12 protein-coding genes are annotated in these 16844 nt (G+C 65.5%); 9 read left to right on the top strand and 3 right to left on the bottom strand.

Annotation, left to right across the window (positions count from 1 at the left end; genetic code table 11):
* Positions 1–84 precede the first annotated feature (84 nt).
* Positions 85–1905 (top strand): SLC13 family permease, encoded by a 1821-nt coding sequence (locus A9762_RS18735; protein ID WP_069343529.1) that lies wholly within the window; start codon positions 85–87, stop codon positions 1903–1905.
* A 34-nt stretch (positions 1906–1939) separates the two neighbouring features.
* Entirely contained in the window at positions 1940–3412 is a 1473-nt protein-coding gene (locus A9762_RS18730) for a carboxylesterase (protein WP_139133288.1), read from the top strand.
* A 24-nt stretch (positions 3413–3436) separates the two neighbouring features.
* Here the strand turns inward: A9762_RS18730 and A9762_RS18725 are convergent, their stop codons facing one another.
* The gene (locus tag A9762_RS18725) at positions 3437–4327 is read right to left on the bottom strand and encodes a LysR family transcriptional regulator (protein ID WP_069343528.1); all 891 of its coding nucleotides are present in this window, start codon (positions 4325–4327) and stop codon (positions 3437–3439) included.
* 102 nt (positions 4328–4429) lie between these two features.
* On the opposite strand from A9762_RS18725, the gene A9762_RS18720 reads away from it, so the two are divergent.
* From A9762_RS18720 to A9762_RS18710, 3 genes are all read left to right on the top strand, one after another.
* A complete protein-coding gene (locus A9762_RS18720) occupies positions 4430–5356 on the top strand; it encodes a CoA ester lyase (protein ID WP_069343527.1) in 927 nt (308 codons plus the stop codon).
* 79 nt (positions 5357–5435) lie between these two features.
* Positions 5436–6743: a CaiB/BaiF CoA-transferase family protein gene (locus A9762_RS18715; RefSeq protein ID WP_083254083.1), complete on the top strand. Its 1308-nt coding sequence runs from the start codon at positions 5436–5438 to the stop codon at positions 6741–6743.
* Between the two features lie 56 nt (positions 6744–6799).
* Entirely contained in the window at positions 6800–8185 is a 1386-nt protein-coding gene (locus tag A9762_RS18710) for a 2-hydroxycarboxylate transporter family protein (protein ID WP_069343526.1), read from the top strand.
* 45 nt (positions 8186–8230) lie between these two features.
* On the opposite strand, the gene A9762_RS18705 is transcribed toward A9762_RS18710, so the two are convergent.
* Positions 8231–9199, bottom strand: coding sequence for a GlxA family transcriptional regulator (locus tag A9762_RS18705; RefSeq protein ID WP_069343525.1), 969 nt, complete (start codon positions 9197–9199; stop codon positions 8231–8233).
* A gap of 265 nt (positions 9200–9464) precedes the next feature.
* Between A9762_RS18705 and A9762_RS18700 the strand changes: the two genes are divergently transcribed.
* From A9762_RS18700 to A9762_RS18685, 4 genes are all read left to right on the top strand, one after another.
* Entirely contained in the window at positions 9465–10178 is a 714-nt protein-coding gene (locus tag A9762_RS18700; RefSeq protein WP_069343524.1) for a M24 family metallopeptidase, read from the top strand.
* 206 nt (positions 10179–10384) lie between these two features.
* A complete protein-coding gene (locus A9762_RS18695; protein WP_069343523.1) occupies positions 10385–10900 on the top strand; it encodes a sigma-70 family RNA polymerase sigma factor in 516 nt (171 codons plus the stop codon).
* Positions 10897–11904: a FecR domain-containing protein gene (locus tag A9762_RS18690; RefSeq protein ID WP_069343522.1), complete on the top strand. Its 1008-nt coding sequence runs from the start codon at positions 10897–10899 to the stop codon at positions 11902–11904. Before A9762_RS18695 ends, A9762_RS18690 begins: the two co-directional genes overlap by 4 nt.
* Positions 11905–12000: 96 nt before the next feature.
* Positions 12001–14538, top strand: coding sequence for a TonB-dependent receptor (locus tag A9762_RS18685; protein WP_083254082.1), 2538 nt, complete (start codon positions 12001–12003; stop codon positions 14536–14538).
* A gap of 308 nt (positions 14539–14846) precedes the next feature.
* On the opposite strand, the gene A9762_RS18680 is transcribed toward A9762_RS18685, so the two are convergent.
* On the bottom strand, positions 14847–16370 hold the full coding sequence (locus A9762_RS18680; RefSeq protein WP_240493628.1) for a phospholipase D family protein: 1524 nt from the start codon (positions 16368–16370) through the stop codon (positions 14847–14849).
* Positions 16371–16844 lie beyond the last annotated feature (474 nt).

Below are 16844 nucleotides of genomic sequence, written 5' to 3'. Positions count from 1 at the left end.
ACAATGTCCTCGCCGGTCCAGGGAGTCGATGCTATAGAATCGGCTGACGAAGGATTCCGAACGTGTCGCTCCCAACACCGTCCAGTGTCCACCGATCTTCTGCTCACCATCGGCTTGCTGCTCAGCGCCATCGTCATGTTCGTCGTGGGACGTCCCCGCGCGGACGCCGTGGCGCTGATCATGATCATCCTGCTGCCAACGCTGGGCATCGTCACCCTGCCGGAGGCCGTCGCCGGTTTTTCGGACCCCAACATCATTCTCATCGCGTCGCTGTTCATCATTGGCGACGGGCTCGTGCGCACCGGCACCGCGCACCGTGTCGGCGATTTTCTGATTCGTCATGGCGGCAAGAGCGAGCGCCGGCTCGTGGCATTGCTCATGCTCATGGTGGCGTTGATGGGCTCGTTCATGAGCTCCACGGCGATCGTCGCCATCTTCATCCCGATCGTGCTGAACATCGCCCGCAAGGCGGAGATTCCACACGCGCGGCTCATCATGCCGGTGGGCGTGGCGGCCCTGACGAGCGGCATGCTTACGCTGGTCGCCACCACTTCGAATCTGGTCGTCAACAGCGCCATGGTGTACCGGGGGTACCCGGCGTTCGGTCTCTTCGACATCACGCGTGTCGGCGCACCGATGCTCGCCGTCGCGATCGGTTACATGGTGTTCGCCAGCCGCAGGCTGCGCGGCCCGACGCCTGCCGCCAGCCTGCCGCGCCCGACTATGCGCGACTGGATCGAGCGCTATTCGCTGCGGGGGCGCGCGCACTGGCTGCGGCTGGGGTCGAGTTCACCGTTGATCGGTCGGTCGCTCAACGACATCGATCTGGCCGACGACTACGGTGCCCATGTGGTCGCCGTAGAGCGACGCACGCCGATGGGCGCCAATGTCCTGCTCGGCCATGCCGACACGGTACTCGCCGGTGGCGACATCCTGTTGCTCGACGCCGATGCCGAGGCCTTCGATGTGCCGACCCTCTGCGCGCGCTATCGGCTGGCGCAGACGACGCTGTCCGGTGCTTATTTCATGGATCAGACGCACGAAGTCGGCATGGCCGAGGTCATCGTGCCGCCGGACTCGGGACTCGTGGGCGGCATCGCGCGCAATTCGGCGTTGCGGCGCTATGGGGTCACGATCGTCGGGCTGCGCCGTGCCGGCGGGCCGGTGGCCGAGGGGTTGCAGTCGACGCCGCTCAAGGTCGGCGACACGCTGCTGGTGGTCGGCCCGTGGGACAGTATCTTCACGCTGCAATCGATCGAACATGATCTGGTCTGCCTGGCCATGCCGATCGAGAGCGAGTCGACCGTGCCCGCACCGCACAGGGCGATCGAGGCCATGCTGTGCACGGCACTGATGGTGGCGATGTTCATGATGCCGGGCATTCCGAATCTGTTCGCGGGCCTGACCGGGGCGTTGCTGATGGGACTTTTCGGCTGTGTGAACTGGGAAAGCGCGTACCGCGCCATTCACTGGCGCAGCATCGTGCTGATCGTCGGCATGCTGCCGTTCGCCATTGCGTTGCAGCGTACCGGTGGCATCGACATGGTGGCCGACGGGCTCGTCTACGTGGCGAGCGAGTGGGGCATCCACAGCATGCTGGGCGCCGTCTTCGCGTTGACGGTGATTTTCGGCACGGTGGTGTCGAGCACGCCCACGGCGGTGCTGATGACACCGGTCGCCATCACCATGGCCGAGCATCTGCATATGCCGCCCGCACCGTTCACGATGACGGTTGCGATCGCCGCTTCGGCCGCCTATATTTCGCCCATCGCCACGCCCGTCAATGCACTGATCAGCAGCGCCGGCGGTTACACCTTCCGCGATTTCGTCAGGATCGGCGTGCCGATCACACTGGCGGCCGGGGTGATCTGCGTGGTGCTCGTGCCTGTCTTCTGGCCGGCTTGATTCGTTCCCGGCGGGACAAAGGAAGATTGCCGTCATGGATAGCAAACTGCCCGGCGTCGTAAGGAAGTGGAGCAAGCGGGGCCTGATCGGCCTGCTGCTCGTGCTGGCGACATTCCTCGCCTTGCGCATCTACGAAACCCAACGCGGACCGGCGTTGTCGCTCTGGCATACCTACGTGCCGCCGGACTGGCATGAGGACGATATCGATCACGCGACATGGGCGCAGTATCTGGCGCATGAGGGTGTCGTGTTCGACGACGTGCGCACACATGTCAGCGAGCAGTTGCCCGTCGAGGCGCGAGTGCCGAGCAACCGCTACAACCCCGAAAGTCCGATCTATCCCGAGCATTTTCAGCAGGACTGGAACCGCTCCTATACGCTGATGCCGACGGGTGCACCGCGTGGGGTGGTCGTGTTGCTGCACGGACTCACGGATTCGCCCTACAGCCTGCGGCACATCGGCCGCCGTTATCAGCGTGATGGTTTTGCGGTCGTCGCGGTGCGCCTGCCAGGGCACGGCACGGTGCCGTCCGGTCTGTCCGATGTCGCGTGGGAGGATTGGGCTGCCGCAACGCGTCTGGCGGTGCGCGAGGCACGCACGCTGGTCCCCGCGCCGTTGCCGCTGCACATCGTCGGTTTTTCGAATGGCGGGGCACTCGCCATGAAGTACGCGCTGGATACCATCGACGACACCCGACTCGCGCGGCCGGACCGACTGATCCTGATTTCCCCGATGATCGGCATCACCGCCTTCGCCCGCTTCGCAGGGCTCGCGGCGCTGCCGGCCTATCTGCCGCCCTTCGCGAAGGCGGCGTGGCTCGGCATCGTGCCCGAGTTCAACCCGTTCAAATACAACTCGTTTCCGGTCAACGGGGCACGGCAGTCATACCGGCTGACACGCGCTCTGCAATCGCAGATTGTCGACATGTCCCGTCAGGGCAAGCTCGGCACACTGCCACCGGTGCTCACGTTCCATTCGGTGCTCGACTTCACGGTCAGCACCCGTGCGGTGGTGAGCGCGCTGTACCAGCGCCTGCCTGCCAACGGCAGCGAACTGGTGCTGTTCGACATCAATCGTTCGGCCAAGATGGTGCCGTTCTTCCGGGCCGCCGCCTCGGACGCCATGCTCCGGCTGCTACCGCCTGCGCCACGCAATTACCGTACGACCATCGTCACGAACGCCACGGCCGATTCGCCGGACATGGTGGCGCAAGTGACCGAGGCCGGCAGCGCCGACACCGTCGTCAAACCCCTGGCATTGCGCTACCCGATAGAGATCTTTTCGCTGTCGCATGTGGCCCTGCCGTTTCCGATGTCGGACTCGCTCTACGGTATCCAACCCGACGAACCGGAGTCGTTCGGTGTCCATCTCGGTGCGTTGTCCGTGCGCGGCGAGGTTGGCTTTCTGGTGATCGGCGCAGACACGTTCCTGCGGCTGTCGTCGAATCCATTCTTTCCGTTGATGGAGCAATACGTCGACGAGGCCACGCGTTCGCCTGCGCCGTGATCGATGCCCGCCTGGTCTGCGTCGTCAGCCGGCGTGCTTGATGTCTCGCATCACCACCTGTTCCGCGCACCCCATCAACCCCTTGATCAACCGCGCTCGCGCCGACGCGCGATGCCACAACAACCCGAAGCGCCGATGCTCGGCCGGCGCGGGCAACGGCAGGCGCGCGATGTTCAGCCCGGCGGTGAGCGGCGAGACGATGTCCGGCGCGAGCGACACCCCCAGTCCGCGATCCACCATCATCGCGATGGCCATCAGCGAGTTCAGCTCGAACAGTTCGTGCGGCACGATCTTCGCCGCACGCAGATACTGATCCGCCTGTTTGCCGCCGCCCAGCGACCGGTCGTAACGAATGAAGGGCTCGCGTTGCAACAGCGTGTGCGGATCGACATCCGCCAGCGCTTTCGGTGCGAGCACCACGATCGGCTCCTCGCGCAGCAGATGCCAGTCGTATGCCTTCGGCAGCGCGAACGGCGGATGCAGGCAGATGGCCACGTCGATGTCACCGCGTTGCAACGTCTCGTACAGTTCCATCGAGGTGCCCGCGCGAATCAACACCTGCGCCTGCGGGAACGCCTTCGCAAAGCCTGCGAGGGCGTCCGGCAGCAAGCTCAGCAGCGCCGTGGTGATCGTGCCGATACGCAGTTCGCCCGATGGCTCGTCGGTGAGGGCGACCGCCTTGAGTTCGGCGGCGTCGCGCACCAGCGCACGCGCCTTTTCGACGACGCGGTGCCCCGCCTCCGTCGGAATGACCGTCCGTCCGGCGCGTACCAGCAACGGCACGCCCAGCTCGCGCTCCAATGCCTGCACCTGCTGCGCGACGGCCGCCGGCGTCACGCCGATCCGGCGTGCCGCTTCCGCCATCGATCCGCTATCCACCACGAGCAGCAGGTTCGCCAGAAAGCCCGTCTCCATGACAGTAGATTTCCTATGTTTTTAAGATAGATGCGGATAGTTTATCTAAACGTCGACGACACATAGACTGGTTTCCAGTGAAAAGAAAGCAGGACTGGAGACATGAGAAGCAAACTCTTCGTGCCGGCCGCACGGCCCGAGCTATTCGCCAAGGCACTTGCCAGCGCGGCGGACGCCCTGTCGTTCGACCTGGAAGATTCCGTTACCCCCGAGCGCAAGTCGGAAGCCCGTCAGACGCTGCACGACTGGCTCGTGGCGCTGCCCGCCGAATACCGATCGGCCACCCCGCCCAAGCAGCTCATCGTTCGGGTGAACGCCATCGACACGCCGTACTTCGAGGCCGACATTGCCGCCGTGGTCCAGCGCGGCGTCGCCCTGATCAATCTGCCGAAACCCGAGCGTGCCGACGACGTGCATTTCGCTGCCGAATGCATCGAGCGCGCCGAGCGTGCGAACGGTGTCGATAGCGTCGATGGCACCCATATGCCCGTGCGTCTGCTGCTCAACGTCGAATCGCCGACGGCGCTGCAAAATGCGGCGGCGCTGGCATCGGCGCATCCGCGCGTGGCCGGTCTGCAACTCGGGTTGGGCGATCTGTTCGAGCCGCTGGGTATCGCGCGACGCGAAACGTCTGCCATCTCGCAGGCGATGTTCACGCTGCGCATGGCCGCCGGGGTCGCTGGCGTGTTCGCCTACGACTCCGCGTTCGCCAACATCCGGGACGAGGCGGGTTTTCGCGCCGAAGCCCAACTCGCACGCGCCATGGGCTTCCTCGGCAAAAGCTGCATCCACCCGAGCCAGATCGCGCTCGCCAACGACGTCTTCCGTCCGTCCGACGACGAGATCGCGCACGCGGTGCGTGTGCTCGAAGCGTCGCGCACGGCATCGCGTGATGGCGTCGGTGCTTATGTCGTCGACGGCAAGATGATCGATGTGCCGTTCCTGGAGCGCGCCCGCGCCCTCGTGACCGATGCGCAGCGCATGGGCCTGCTCAATGACGCGCAGCGCGACGTGCTCGCGGCCGCATGAAGCCGACCGGGGTGCCGACGTCCCCGCACGAGATAACACGAGCCAACGCGTGACGTGATAACGCACTAGATATCAAGCAATGAAACGAGAATCCCCAACGCCCGGTACGTTCGGTAAGTCCGGTATTCCCGCTGTGTCGGGTGCCCCGGATACGTCCGTCGCACCCATTGACCCGACGAACGACGTGCCCGCCGGCACCGGCCCGCTCGCCGGTGTGCGAGTCCTCGATCTGAGCGCCTACATCGCCGGTCCCTACGGCTGCACGCTGCTCGCCGATCAGGGGGCCGACGTCATCAAGATCGAACCGCCCACGGGCGACAACCTGCGCAAATACCCGTCGACGCTCGCTGCCGAGAGCCGCGCCTTCCTCGGTGTGAATCGCGGCAAGCGGGGTCTCGTGCTCGACCTCAAGCAACCGGCGGCGCTCGACGTGCTGCGCCGGCTGGTCGAATCGGCAGACGTACTCGTCCACAACTTCCGCCCGAGCGTGCCTGCGCGGCTGGGCATCGCCTACGAACAACTGCGCGACGTGAACCCGCGTCTGATCTATTGCGCGGTGACCGGCTACGGCGAGACCGGCCCGAACAAGGACAAGGCCGGTTACGACCAGGTCCTCCAGACGATGACCGGCATGTGCGCCATGCAGGGTAAGGCCGACGGGCCGCCGGAGATCCTTTACGGCTCGGTGGTGGATTACTACGCGGCGTCGATGGTGGCGGCCGGTGTGTCGTCGGCCTTGTTTGCGCGCGAGCGCACGGGGCAAGGGCAATACGTCGGCGTGTCGCTGCTGCGCAGTGCGCTGGCGATGCAGTCGGCGCGTCTGATCTGGGCCGATGACGAACCGCGTGACGTGGGGCGCGACATGCGCTCCGGCGGTATCACCGGCATCCACCCCACGCGCGACGGCTATCTCTACATCTCCGCCAACACGCCGCACTTCTGGCAGGCGTTGTGCGAGAAGACGGGCCTCGCGGCGCTGGCCGCCGACCCCCGTTACGATTCCGTGCGCAAGCGCGCAGAGCACCGCGACGAGATCGTGCCGCAACTGCACGCGGCGCTGCAGGCGCACGGCGCACGCGAATGGGAGACGATTTTCGGCGACGCCGTGCCGTGCGCTGCGGCACGCACCGTCGAAGACATGTTCGACGATCCGCAGGTGGAAGCGGAGGCAATGGTGCAGCATTACACCTATCCCGGTGTGGGCGGCTATCGCGGGTTTCGTCAGGCAATCAAATTCGGCGAAGCGCAGCAGGCCTCGTCGTCAGCATCGTCATCGGCAGCGCTCGCGGCTCCCGCGTTCGGACAACATTCGGACGACGTGTTGCGTAACGCGGGCCTGAGCGACGACGACATCGCAGCATTACGCGCGACACAGGCGGTGCAGTAGCGCAGCGAACGCACTTGCCCCCATGCAGAGATAACGAAATGAACGGAGACAGACTCATGGAAACCGCAACGCCGCGCACAAAGGTGGCGAGCGCATCGACTTATTCCCCGACGGCATCGAGCCCGGCGGCGTCAGTGACATCGACACCGTCGGCCCGCGAACGCTGGTGGGCCATCTTCGACGTGCGCATCGGCTCGCTGCCGCTGCCGGTGTATGTGGCGCTCATCGCCATCCTCGCCGCCATGACGCACAACGGCAAGCTCGCCGCCGATCTGCCCACGGGCATCGCGCTGGTCGCCGTCGGCGGCTTCACGTGCGCCGAGCTGGCCAAGCGCATTCCGTGGGTGCGGCACATTGGGGCGACGTCGATCTTCGCGGCGTTCATCCCGTCGGCGATGATCTATTACGGACTGATGCCCGCGCCGGTGACCAAGGCCGTCACCACGTTCACCAAGAGTTCGAACTTCCTCTATCTGTTTATCGCCGCGATCATCGTGGGCAGTGTGCTGAGTATGGATCGGCGCACGCTCGTGAAGGGCTTCGTGCGGATCTTCATCCCGCTGGCAGGGGGCTCGATCGTGGCCGCTTGCGTGGGGACCGCCGTGGGCACGGCGCTCGGCCTCGAATTCAAGCATGCGTTGTTCTACATCGTCGTGCCGATCATGGCCGGTGGTGTGGGGGAAGGCGCGCTGCCGCTCTCGGCCGGATACGCGCAGATCCTCGGTGTCGATCAGGGACCGATCTTTGCGCAGGCGCTGTCGGCCGCCATGCTCGGCAACATCTCGGCGATCTGTCTGGCGGGCCTGCTGAGTTATCTGGGCACACGCAAGCCGGCGCTCACGGGCAATGGCCAGCTGACGGTCACGCCGGCCGGCGACGTGCCGGAGGCCGACGCCGACGGTGAGTCACGTTTCGACGCGTCGAGCCTGGCGGCCGCCGGTGGCACGGCGATTGCGCTGTACCTGCTCGGCGTGCTGACTTACCAGTGGTTCAACTGGCCGGCACCGGTGGTCATGCTCGTCTTCGTGGTGATCGCGCAGGTGTTTCACGTCGTCTCGCCGAGCGTGCGTGGTGGCGCTCGCTTCATGTACCGCTTCTTCTCGACGGCGGTGACGTATCCGCTGATGTTTGCGATCAGCGTGGCGATGACGCCGTGGGGCCAGATCGTCACGGCCTTTCACTGGATCAACATCGTGACGGCTGTCTCGACGGTGCTATCGCTGGTTCTGACCGGATTCTTCGTCGCAAAATGGGTCGGCATGTATCCCGTCGAGGCTGCCATCGTCAATGCGACGCATAGCGGTCTGGGCGGCACCGGCGACGTAGCCATCCTCACGGCGGCGAACCGCATGGAGCTGATGCCGTTCGCGCAAATCGCCACGCGTATCGGCGGTGCGCTGATCGTGATGCTGGCGCTCGCGGCGTTCGCCTTCTTCCGGTGAGTCCGGAAAGCGCTGACGTCTGATGACAAAACCGCAGGGCTTTCTTTACCCCTGCGGTTGCCCGAAGTTCTCGCGGTACTGCTGCGGCGATACGCCGAAACGGCGCTGAAACACCTTGCGCATGTTGTGCGGATCGCCGAAGCCGCATTCCCAGGCCACGGTCTTGAGCGGCGCGTTGCCGTTCTCGAGCATCACCCGTGCTGCGTCGACGCGGGCGGCGCTCACGAAGTCGGCGGGCGTCACACCCGCATCGCGCGCGAACACCCGCGAGAAGTTACGCACGCTCATCTTCGCCACCGCCGCCAGATCGCCGACCGACAACGGCTCGGCCAGATGCGCCAGCACGTACTGCTGCACCTGCGCGACGGGTGAATTCGGTTCGGCGTACGGCGTCAGATACGGGCTGAACTGTGACTGTCCGCCGGCGCGCTGCGTGAAGACCACCAGACGCTTCGCCACGTTCAGCGCGACCTCCTGTCCGTGATCCTGCGCGAGCAGATGCAACGACAGATCGATACCCGCCGTGACACCCGCCGAGGTGTACAGACTCCCGTCTTGAATGAACAGCCGGTCGACTTCGATGTTCGCGCCGGGGGCACGCTCGGCCAGCACGTCGACGTCGTTCCAGTGCGTGGTCACGCGTTTGCCGTCGAGCAATCCCGCCGCCGCGAGGATCAGTGCGCCGTTGCAGATCGAACCGTAGCGACGCGCGCGCGGAACCATGTCGTTCAGCCAGCGGTAGACGTTCGGGCCAAGGTCGTCCGTCAATAGCGACGGGCCGCCCGCGACCAGCAGCAGATCGACATGCCCGCCCACATCCTGATAGTGACGGCGCGGCAGCAGCGTCATGCCGTTCGAGCAGGCGATGGCGCCGTGCTGGGTGCCGACGACTTCCGTCTGATAGTGATCGCGGGGGAGCAGAAAGCGGTTGGCTTCCGCGAAGACGTCGAGCGGGCCGCTCACATCGAGCGACTGCACGCCGGGAAACACAAGGAGGGCGACGTTACGGATCATGGCGATTCGGGAGGCGGTGGTGTCGGCAAAAAGGCGAGTGAACGGTGCCCGGTCGCACCGTCGCCCTGGCAGCGATGCGACCCATTTTGGCAGAAAGCGGCGCATCGGCAACACTTCGGCCGCAGGCTGGCGCGAAGATGCCGCTGCTTGGCGCAATCGGACCGTTGGCGCCACCCGGTGTGCGGGCGCGGGGCCTCGACAATCGTTGTGAGCGACGGCAACGATCGTCGCGCCCCCCAACACTGCGCACCCTGTGAGGTTATCGATGTCGATTCAAGCCAATGCTTCCGCCGTCCGCTATCCGGACGAAGCTTCGCTCGCCGAGCGTGTCGGCCCGGCATTTTCCGTGGACGGCATGCTCGCCGCCCGTAACAAGACCCGCGCCGCGATCCGCGACATCGCGGCCAACGTGCGACCCGGCATGGTCGAAGAAGACGCCGTCGTCATGGCCAAAGGCGTGCTCGTCTCGGCGGGTCTCGAACTGAGCTGGCACCCGACGCGGGTCCGCTTCGGCAGCAATACGCTCAAGCCGATGCGTCAGCCGTCCGAACCGGGCGTGGTGCTCGGCGAGCACGACATCTTCTTCATCGACATCGCGCCGCGCTTCGAAGCGTGGGAAGGCGACGGCGGCGCCAGCTTCGTCGTCGGCGAGCATGCCGAATACCAACGCTGCGCCAGCGACGCCGAGGCGTTGTTCCACGACGTTCGCCAGAAGTGGCAGCGTGAAGGTTCGACGGGGCAGGCACTCTACGCCCACGCGGACGAGGTCGCCCGTCGCATGGGCTGGACGCTGAACTTCGACCTGCCGGGGCACCGCGTGTCGGACTTCCCGCACGCTGCCATCCACACGGGCTCGCTCGCAGACTTCGAGACGACGCCGTCGGCCATGCGCTGGATCCTGGAGATTCACCTGCGCGATCCGCAGAACCGCTTCGGCGCGTTCTTCGAAGACATGCTGCTCGAAGACAGCTATTACTGATTCGTCGTCGGTCGGCTGTCGATCCGTACCCTCGGACTCGTCGGCCCGCAGGAAGCCCGTTGTGGCATACGCACCACGCGTAGCGACGACGGGCGACAGGCCGCCCCGTGTGCCCCGGACTTGTTTGCTATACTGCGAACGATTCTCATTTGCAAAACGGTGCCTGAGCCTCGCGGCCGCACCTGGCCCGGGGACAGGAGGGGCGTATGCCCGCCGACGACACACTGCAACGCGATACCTCGTTGCAGGGACTCTACACCGATCACCACGGCTGGCTTCATGGCTGGCTGCACCGCAAGACCGGCTGCTCTCACCGCGCGGCCGATCTTGCGCACGACACGTTCGTTCGTCTGCTCGAACGCGATCCGCCCGGCGTGCTGGCGTCGCCGCGCGCGTTCCTGACGACCGTCGCCCAGCGGGTGCTCTATAACTACTGGCGTCGTGAACAGATCGAGCGCGCCTATCTCGATGCGCTCGCCCAGCAGCCGGAAGTCCTCGTCCCGTCTCCCGAAGAACGCGCCATCGTGCTCGAAACGCTGCTCGAAATCGACCGCTGTCTCGATGGCCTGCCGCCCCTCGTCAAACGTGCGTTCCTGCTGGCCCAGCTCGATGGGCTGACCCAAACCGAGATTGCCGCCGAGCTTGGCATTTCGCTGGCGACGGTGAAGCGTCATCTGGTGCGGGCGGGTACGCAGTGCTTCTTCGCGATGGGGACGGTATGACACGTGCGGCTTCGTTGGCTTCGTCGTTCGACGCCGGGATCGCGCAGCAGGCCGTCGAGTGGTGGGTGACGCTGCAAAGCGGCGACGCCACCGACACGCTGCGCGCGGCGTGTGTCCGCTGGCGTGAGGCGCATCCCGAGCACGAGCGCGCGTGGCGTCATATTGAAAATGCCGATGCCCGTATGCGGCATGTCTCGGGCACGCTCGGCGCCGCAGTCGCGCAGGCCGCGTTGCGCGCGCCGCGCTCGCGGGCGCGCCGTATGGCGGTGAAGGCCATCGCCGGCGCGTTGTTCATCGGCGCCGGCACGTGGGTGGCGAGCGATCCGATGACGGTCCAGCGGTTGCGTGCCGATGCGCGGACCGGTGTGGGCGAGCGGCGCACGCTGCGCCTGGCCGATGGTACGACGCTCGTCCTCAATACGCGCAGCGCCGTGCGGCTGTCGATGGAGGGGGACGTGCGCCGCATCGGGCTCGTCGAGGGCGAAATCATGGTGACCACCGGCAAAGACGCCGGGCACGTGCCGCCGCGAGCGCTGGAAGTGGCGACCGTGCACGGCACGCTCCGGCCGATGGGCACGCGTTTCGTGGTGCGGCAGACGGAAGACGCGGCGAACGTCTCGGTGCAGGTGTTCGAGGGTGCCGTGCGCGTGACCCCAAAAGTATCAGGCAGCGACGCGGCCAGTGTCCGGATTGTCCACGCAGGCGAGCAGGCGCAGTTCGATGCCGGTGGCGTCGGCCCGGTGCTGCCGCTGGCGGACGGCGACGGCGCGTGGGCCGACGGCATGTTCGTCGCCGTCGACATGCGGCTCGACGCCTTCCTCGCTGAGCTGTCGCGCTACCGTCGCGGCTATCTGCGCTGCGATCCGGCGGTGGCGTCGCTGCGTGTGTCCGGCACCTATCCGCTGGCAGACACCGACGCCATTCTCGGCGTGCTGCCGCACGCACTGCCGGTGTCGGTCGCATCCGTCACGCGCTATTGGGTGACGGTCGGGCCACGGGGCTGATGTTTTCCAAATTTCTTTACGGTCAGTGAGCTGTTTCGTCGGTCTCGCGTGACAAGGGAAGTGAAACCTTCTCTCTTGCCTGTACGAGATCTCATCATGGCCGTCGCTTTACCTGAATCGCCGCACCTCTCGCAATTCCTGCACCTTCAGCGCACCCGCTCCGCTGCCACCGGTTGGCATCGACGCCGCATTTGCGCGGGCGTCGCGTTGACCTTCGCCTCGTTTGCGTCGACGTTCTGGTCCGACGTCGCTCACGCGCAGACGGCGGCCCAGCCCGCGACGACAGCCAGTGCCGCCGTCGCCCGCAGCTACGACATCCCGGCGGGCCCGCTCGACGCCGTGCTCACGCGCTTCGGCCGGGAGGCCGGCATCCTGCTGACATACACACCCGCGCTCACGACCGGCCGTCAAAGCCCCGGCGTGCAGGGGCGTTTCGATGTGCCGGGCGCGTTCGGACAGTTGCTGGCGGGCACGGGACTGACGGCATCGCCGCAGGGCGCCGGTTATACGCTGGTCCCGCAGGCGGCGCCCGTCGCCGCGACGATGGCGGCCGGTGGCGGTTCAAGCGACGTCGCGCTGCCGACCACGCATGTGCAGGCGCAGGCCTGGTCCGACGCCTATCGCATGCCGGTGGACGCCAACGTCACCCGCTCCGACGCGCCGGTGCTCGACATCCCGCAGGTCGTCAACGTCGTGCCGCATCAGGTGCTGGCCGACCAGCGCGCCCGCACGTTGGACGACGCGCTGGTCAACGTGAGCGGCATTGTTCAGGGGAATACGCTGGCGAGTACGCAGGACACGCTGCTCAAGCGCGGCTTCGGCGGCAACCGCGACGGCTCGATCATGCACAACAGCATGCCGCTCGTGCAGGGACGCGGGTTGAACGCGAACGCCGATTCAGTCGAAGTGCTCAAGGGGCCGACGTCGCTGCTCTACGGGATCATGGACCCGGGCGGCGTGATCAACGTCGTGAGCAAACGTCCGCTGCTCAAGCCATATACGGCGGTGAGCGTGGCCGGCACGACCTACGGCCACGGCAAGAACGGCGTGGAAGAGACGCTCGACACGACCGGCCCGATCGGCGATTCGGGGCTGGCGTACCGGCTGGTCGTGGATCAGAACAACCAGCAGTACTGGCGTGTCTTCGGCTCGCAGCGCGAGACGCTCGTTGCGCCGACGCTCGCCTATTACGGACGCGACACGCAGGTCGTCGCCTCTTATGAATACCGCAACTTCCTGACGCCGTTCGACCGTGGCACGGCGCTCGATCCGGCGACGAACCGGCCGCTGGCGATCTCGGCGCGTGAACGTCTGGACGACGTGCACAACGAGATGCGGGGGCAGTCGCATCTGGCGCAGATTACCGTCGATCATCAGTTCAACCCGGACTGGAAGGCCCACTTCGGCTATAGCTACAACACCGAGACCTACGATGCGGGACAGTTGCGCATCACCGGCGTGAACTCGAAGACGGGCATCGTCTCGCGCAGCAACGACGGCACGCTCGGCTCGGACAGCACCGACAGCTTCGGCACGGCGTACCTCGACGGTAAAGTCACGCTCGCGGGCATGCGACACGATCTGCAGTTCGGCGGCGATTGGGAGTATCGGCGCATTTATCGGCGCGACCTGATTCGTCAGGCGGCGAAGTGCACGTTCTCGTACCTGAATCCGATCTACGGTTGTGAGGTGATCCCGACCACGGTGTCCGCCAGCGACAGCGATCAGACCGATACGCTGCACGACGCGTCGGTCTTCTTTCAGGACGCCATCCACGTGACCGATCGATGGATCGTCGTGGGTGGGGTTCGCCTGCTGACGTACAGCCAGATCGCCGGCAAGGGCCGTCCGTTCAAGGCCAATACCAATATCAGCGATTCGAAGTGGCTGCCGCGTGCGGGTGTCGTCTATAAGTTGCGGGACTACCTGTCGCTCTACGGCAGTTATTCGGAGTCGCTCAAGCCGACGTCCACCATCGCGCCGTTGTCGACGGGCGTGGTCATCGACTCGAACGTGCCGCCGGAGCATGCCAAGTCGTATGAGGTAGGCGCCAAGCTGGATATGCCGAACGGGCTGAGCGGTTCGCTGGCCGTGTTCAACATCGACAAGCGCAACGTGCTCGTGTCGCAGGCCGTGCCTGGGAGCAGCACGCTCGACTGGCGCACGTCCGGGGCGGCGCGCTCGCGGGGTGTCGAGCTGGACGTGTCGGGGCGGATCGGGGAGCGCTGGAACGTGATCGCGAGCTATGCGTTCACCGACGCAAAGACCACCGACGATCCGATATACACGGGCAATACGCTGGTGAACGCGGCGCGACATACGGCGTCGCTGGCTGGCGTCTATGACTGGGGGCCGGTGCTGGGCGACGGCAGTGGCAACCTGCGGCTTGGCGCGGTCGGGCGGTATATCGGGTCGCGTCCGGGAGATTCGGCGAACAGTTTCACGCTGCCGGCGTACTTCGTCGCCGACGTGTTCGCCACGTACGACACCAAGATCGGACGTCATCCCGTCCACTATCAGCTCAACGTGAAGAACGTGTTCAACAAGACGTATTACCCGTCGAGCGTGAGCCAGACGGTCGTCGCCATCGGCGATGCACGCTCGGCAACGCTGTCGGCGACGTTCGAGTTTTGACGGCGGCTGCGGTCGGTGGCAACGGATTGCCAGCACTCATACCGGTGGCCACACTAGGTAGGTACCCCGCCTCTCTTGTGTGAGACCACCGGAATCTACAAAAACCCGCGCAAGCGGGTTTTTTGTCTTGAGCCGGGCGTTTTCGGCCGTTGCTTGCGCCGTCGTCTGCGCCATTCGGGGCGGCTACCGCAGCGGTGGCGCGCTGCATGGGCGACCTCATTGGCGCGATATGGGCGATGAGGGCGATGCAGGAGGTACATGGATGATGCAGACGGCGATACGGATTTCCCGTGACTGCGAGCTACGACTCAGAGCAAGTCGTCACTTGGCATCAAAGTGAAGGCGCCTGCCACGGCATTACGCCAGAAGGAGGCGTAGGGCTCGACGTCGAACGTTCGCGGCTGACCGTTCTCCTCACCGACCCAGCGCAGCGCAGGCACGGTCGGTGGCGTCGGCGTTGGCGTTGGCGTTGGCGGCGTGGTGCCCGCCGGCGCCAGTTCGACGCGAAAGCTCGTGCGGGGCAACGTCGCCCGCTCGAAGATACGTGCCATGCGTTCGGCGAATTCCGGACTGTGGATCACGATCGCCAACTCGGTGTTCAGACGTACCGAGCGCGGGTCGAGGTTGAACGAACCGAGCACGACGTCACGCCGGTCGATCACATAGGCCTTGCCGTGAAGACTCGCCCGGGACGAGCCGCCGAACGTCACCCGGCGGGGCTGACGCTCGCCGTCGTCGCTCCGGATCGGCTTGAACTCATACAACTCGATGCCCGCCTGCAATAGCGCCGGACGGTAGCGGGCGTAACCCGCGTGGACCGGCACGACGTCGGTCGCCGCGAGGGAGTTCGTCAACACGCGAACCTTGACGCCTCGCTGTGCCAGCGTCGACAAGAATCGGACACCGCCGTCGAGCGGCACGAAGTAAGGCGAGATGATCAGGACTTCGCTTTGCGCTTTCGCGGCGAGCTGGCGGAGTTTGTCTGCGGGCGCGCTTTTTGTCTCGGTGGCGGGGGCGTCGAGCTTGTCGGGGGTGTCGGCGGCGAGTTCGGCCGGTGCCCAGAAGAGGGGGAGCGTGCCATCGCGCAGGCTGGCGGCGAGGGGCGGCTGATGGAGCGCCTCGTGACCGGCCGGGACGTTGTCGGCGTTGCGCCAGTGCTCGGCGAGGGCGTCGCGGGTGGCGTTCAACGTCTCGTTATCGATTTTGGATTGGACTTGCGCCAGGGGATAGGACTGCGGGCTGGTCCAGAAATGATCGAAACTGCGGGAGATGGCGTCGACCACCGGTCCGGCGCAGAGCAGGTCGAAGTCACGGAAGGAGAGGTCGGGGTTGGCGTCGAAATATTCGTCGCCCAGATTACGTCCGCCAACGATGGCCAGTTGGTTGTCGGCCACGAGCGCCTTGTTGTGCATGCGGCGGTTCAACTGATCGAACTGCGTGAGCAGGTTCCCGGCACGCTGGAGTAGCGTGGTGTCGAGCGTGCCGAACGGATTGAAAACGCGGATCTCAATGTTGGGGCTCTGGTCGAGCGCGGCGAAGGCCGGATCGGTGTGGCGGCGATTGATGTCGTCGACCAGCATGCGAACGCGCACGCCTCGATGGGCGGCGTCGAGCAACGATTGCAGTAGCAGCCGGCCGGTAATGTCCTCGCCCGCGCTGTAGTACTGCACGTCGAGACTATGCTGCGCCGCCTGAACGAGTGCGAGACGCGTGGTGAACGCGGCGGAGCCTGTCGCCAGCAACTGGAAGCCAGACTGACCCGCGTGCGCCTGAATGGCCGGGGCCAATGCCGAGGCGAGCGCGCCGGGCGTCGTCGCCGGGGTATGAGACATCCACTGCGAAGGCTCCGGCGGCGGCCGCACCGATGTACAGGCAGCGAAGACAAGTACGAGGGGGATGAGCGAAGCCAGGCGCCGCCATCCAGATGCATACCAACGAGGCGAGTCGCGTAACCCCGACGCTTGAGGGCGGAGAGAGGAAAAGCGGCAGAGGGCCTGCGAAGGGAGCATCTCGAACGCTCTTATATAGAGAAGCCGCGAGGGAGCGGGAATCGACGCCGGGAGAGCCTTTCCATATGGGCAGGCTTTCAGGAAGCATATGCGATTTCATTCGTTGCGTCGTCGGGGGGAGCCCGGATACATTGAACCCGTCTCCTCCATGTGTCCTGTCCCATGGATCTTGGCCCGCCCACGACGCGGGCCTTTTTTTGCCCTTTTCAAATTATTTTCACAAAGGGGGTTGCCAAGGTTCGGGGTTTTCACTAATATCTCGTCTCTCGCAACGACAGCGACGCAGCGAAAGCAGCG

The sequence above is a fragment of the Pandoraea sp. ISTKB genome, from assembly GCF_001721285.1.
Classification (GTDB): Bacteria; Pseudomonadota; Gammaproteobacteria; order Burkholderiales; family Burkholderiaceae; genus Pandoraea; species Pandoraea capi.
This window is presented reverse-complemented; position numbering and strand designations above follow the sequence as displayed.

Coding starts and splice junctions, on each gene's coding strand:
- A9762_RS18700 (WP_069343524.1), top strand. CDS start 9,465: ATGTCGATTCAAGCCAATGCTTCCGCCGTCCGCTATCCGGACGAAGCT.
- A9762_RS18720 (WP_069343527.1), top strand. CDS start 4,430: ATGAGAAGCAAACTCTTCGTGCCGGCCGCACGGCCCGAGCTATTCGCC.
- A9762_RS18695 (WP_069343523.1), top strand. CDS start 10,385: ATGCCCGCCGACGACACACTGCAACGCGATACCTCGTTGCAGGGACTC.
- A9762_RS18725 (WP_069343528.1), bottom strand. CDS start 4,327: ATGGAGACGGGCTTTCTGGCGAACCTGCTGCTCGTGGTGGATAGCGGA.
- A9762_RS18705 (WP_069343525.1), bottom strand. CDS start 9,199: ATGATCCGTAACGTCGCCCTCCTTGTGTTTCCCGGCGTGCAGTCGCTC.
- A9762_RS18710 (WP_069343526.1), top strand. CDS start 6,800: ATGGAAACCGCAACGCCGCGCACAAAGGTGGCGAGCGCATCGACTTAT.
- A9762_RS18715 (WP_083254083.1), top strand. CDS start 5,436: ATGAAACGAGAATCCCCAACGCCCGGTACGTTCGGTAAGTCCGGTATT.
- A9762_RS18680 (WP_240493628.1), bottom strand. CDS start 16,370: ATGTCTCATACCCCGGCGACGACGCCCGGCGCGCTCGCCTCGGCATTG.
- A9762_RS18730 (WP_139133288.1), top strand. CDS start 1,940: ATGGATAGCAAACTGCCCGGCGTCGTAAGGAAGTGGAGCAAGCGGGGC.
- A9762_RS18690 (WP_069343522.1), top strand. CDS start 10,897: ATGACACGTGCGGCTTCGTTGGCTTCGTCGTTCGACGCCGGGATCGCG.
- A9762_RS18685 (WP_083254082.1), top strand. CDS start 12,001: ATGGCCGTCGCTTTACCTGAATCGCCGCACCTCTCGCAATTCCTGCAC.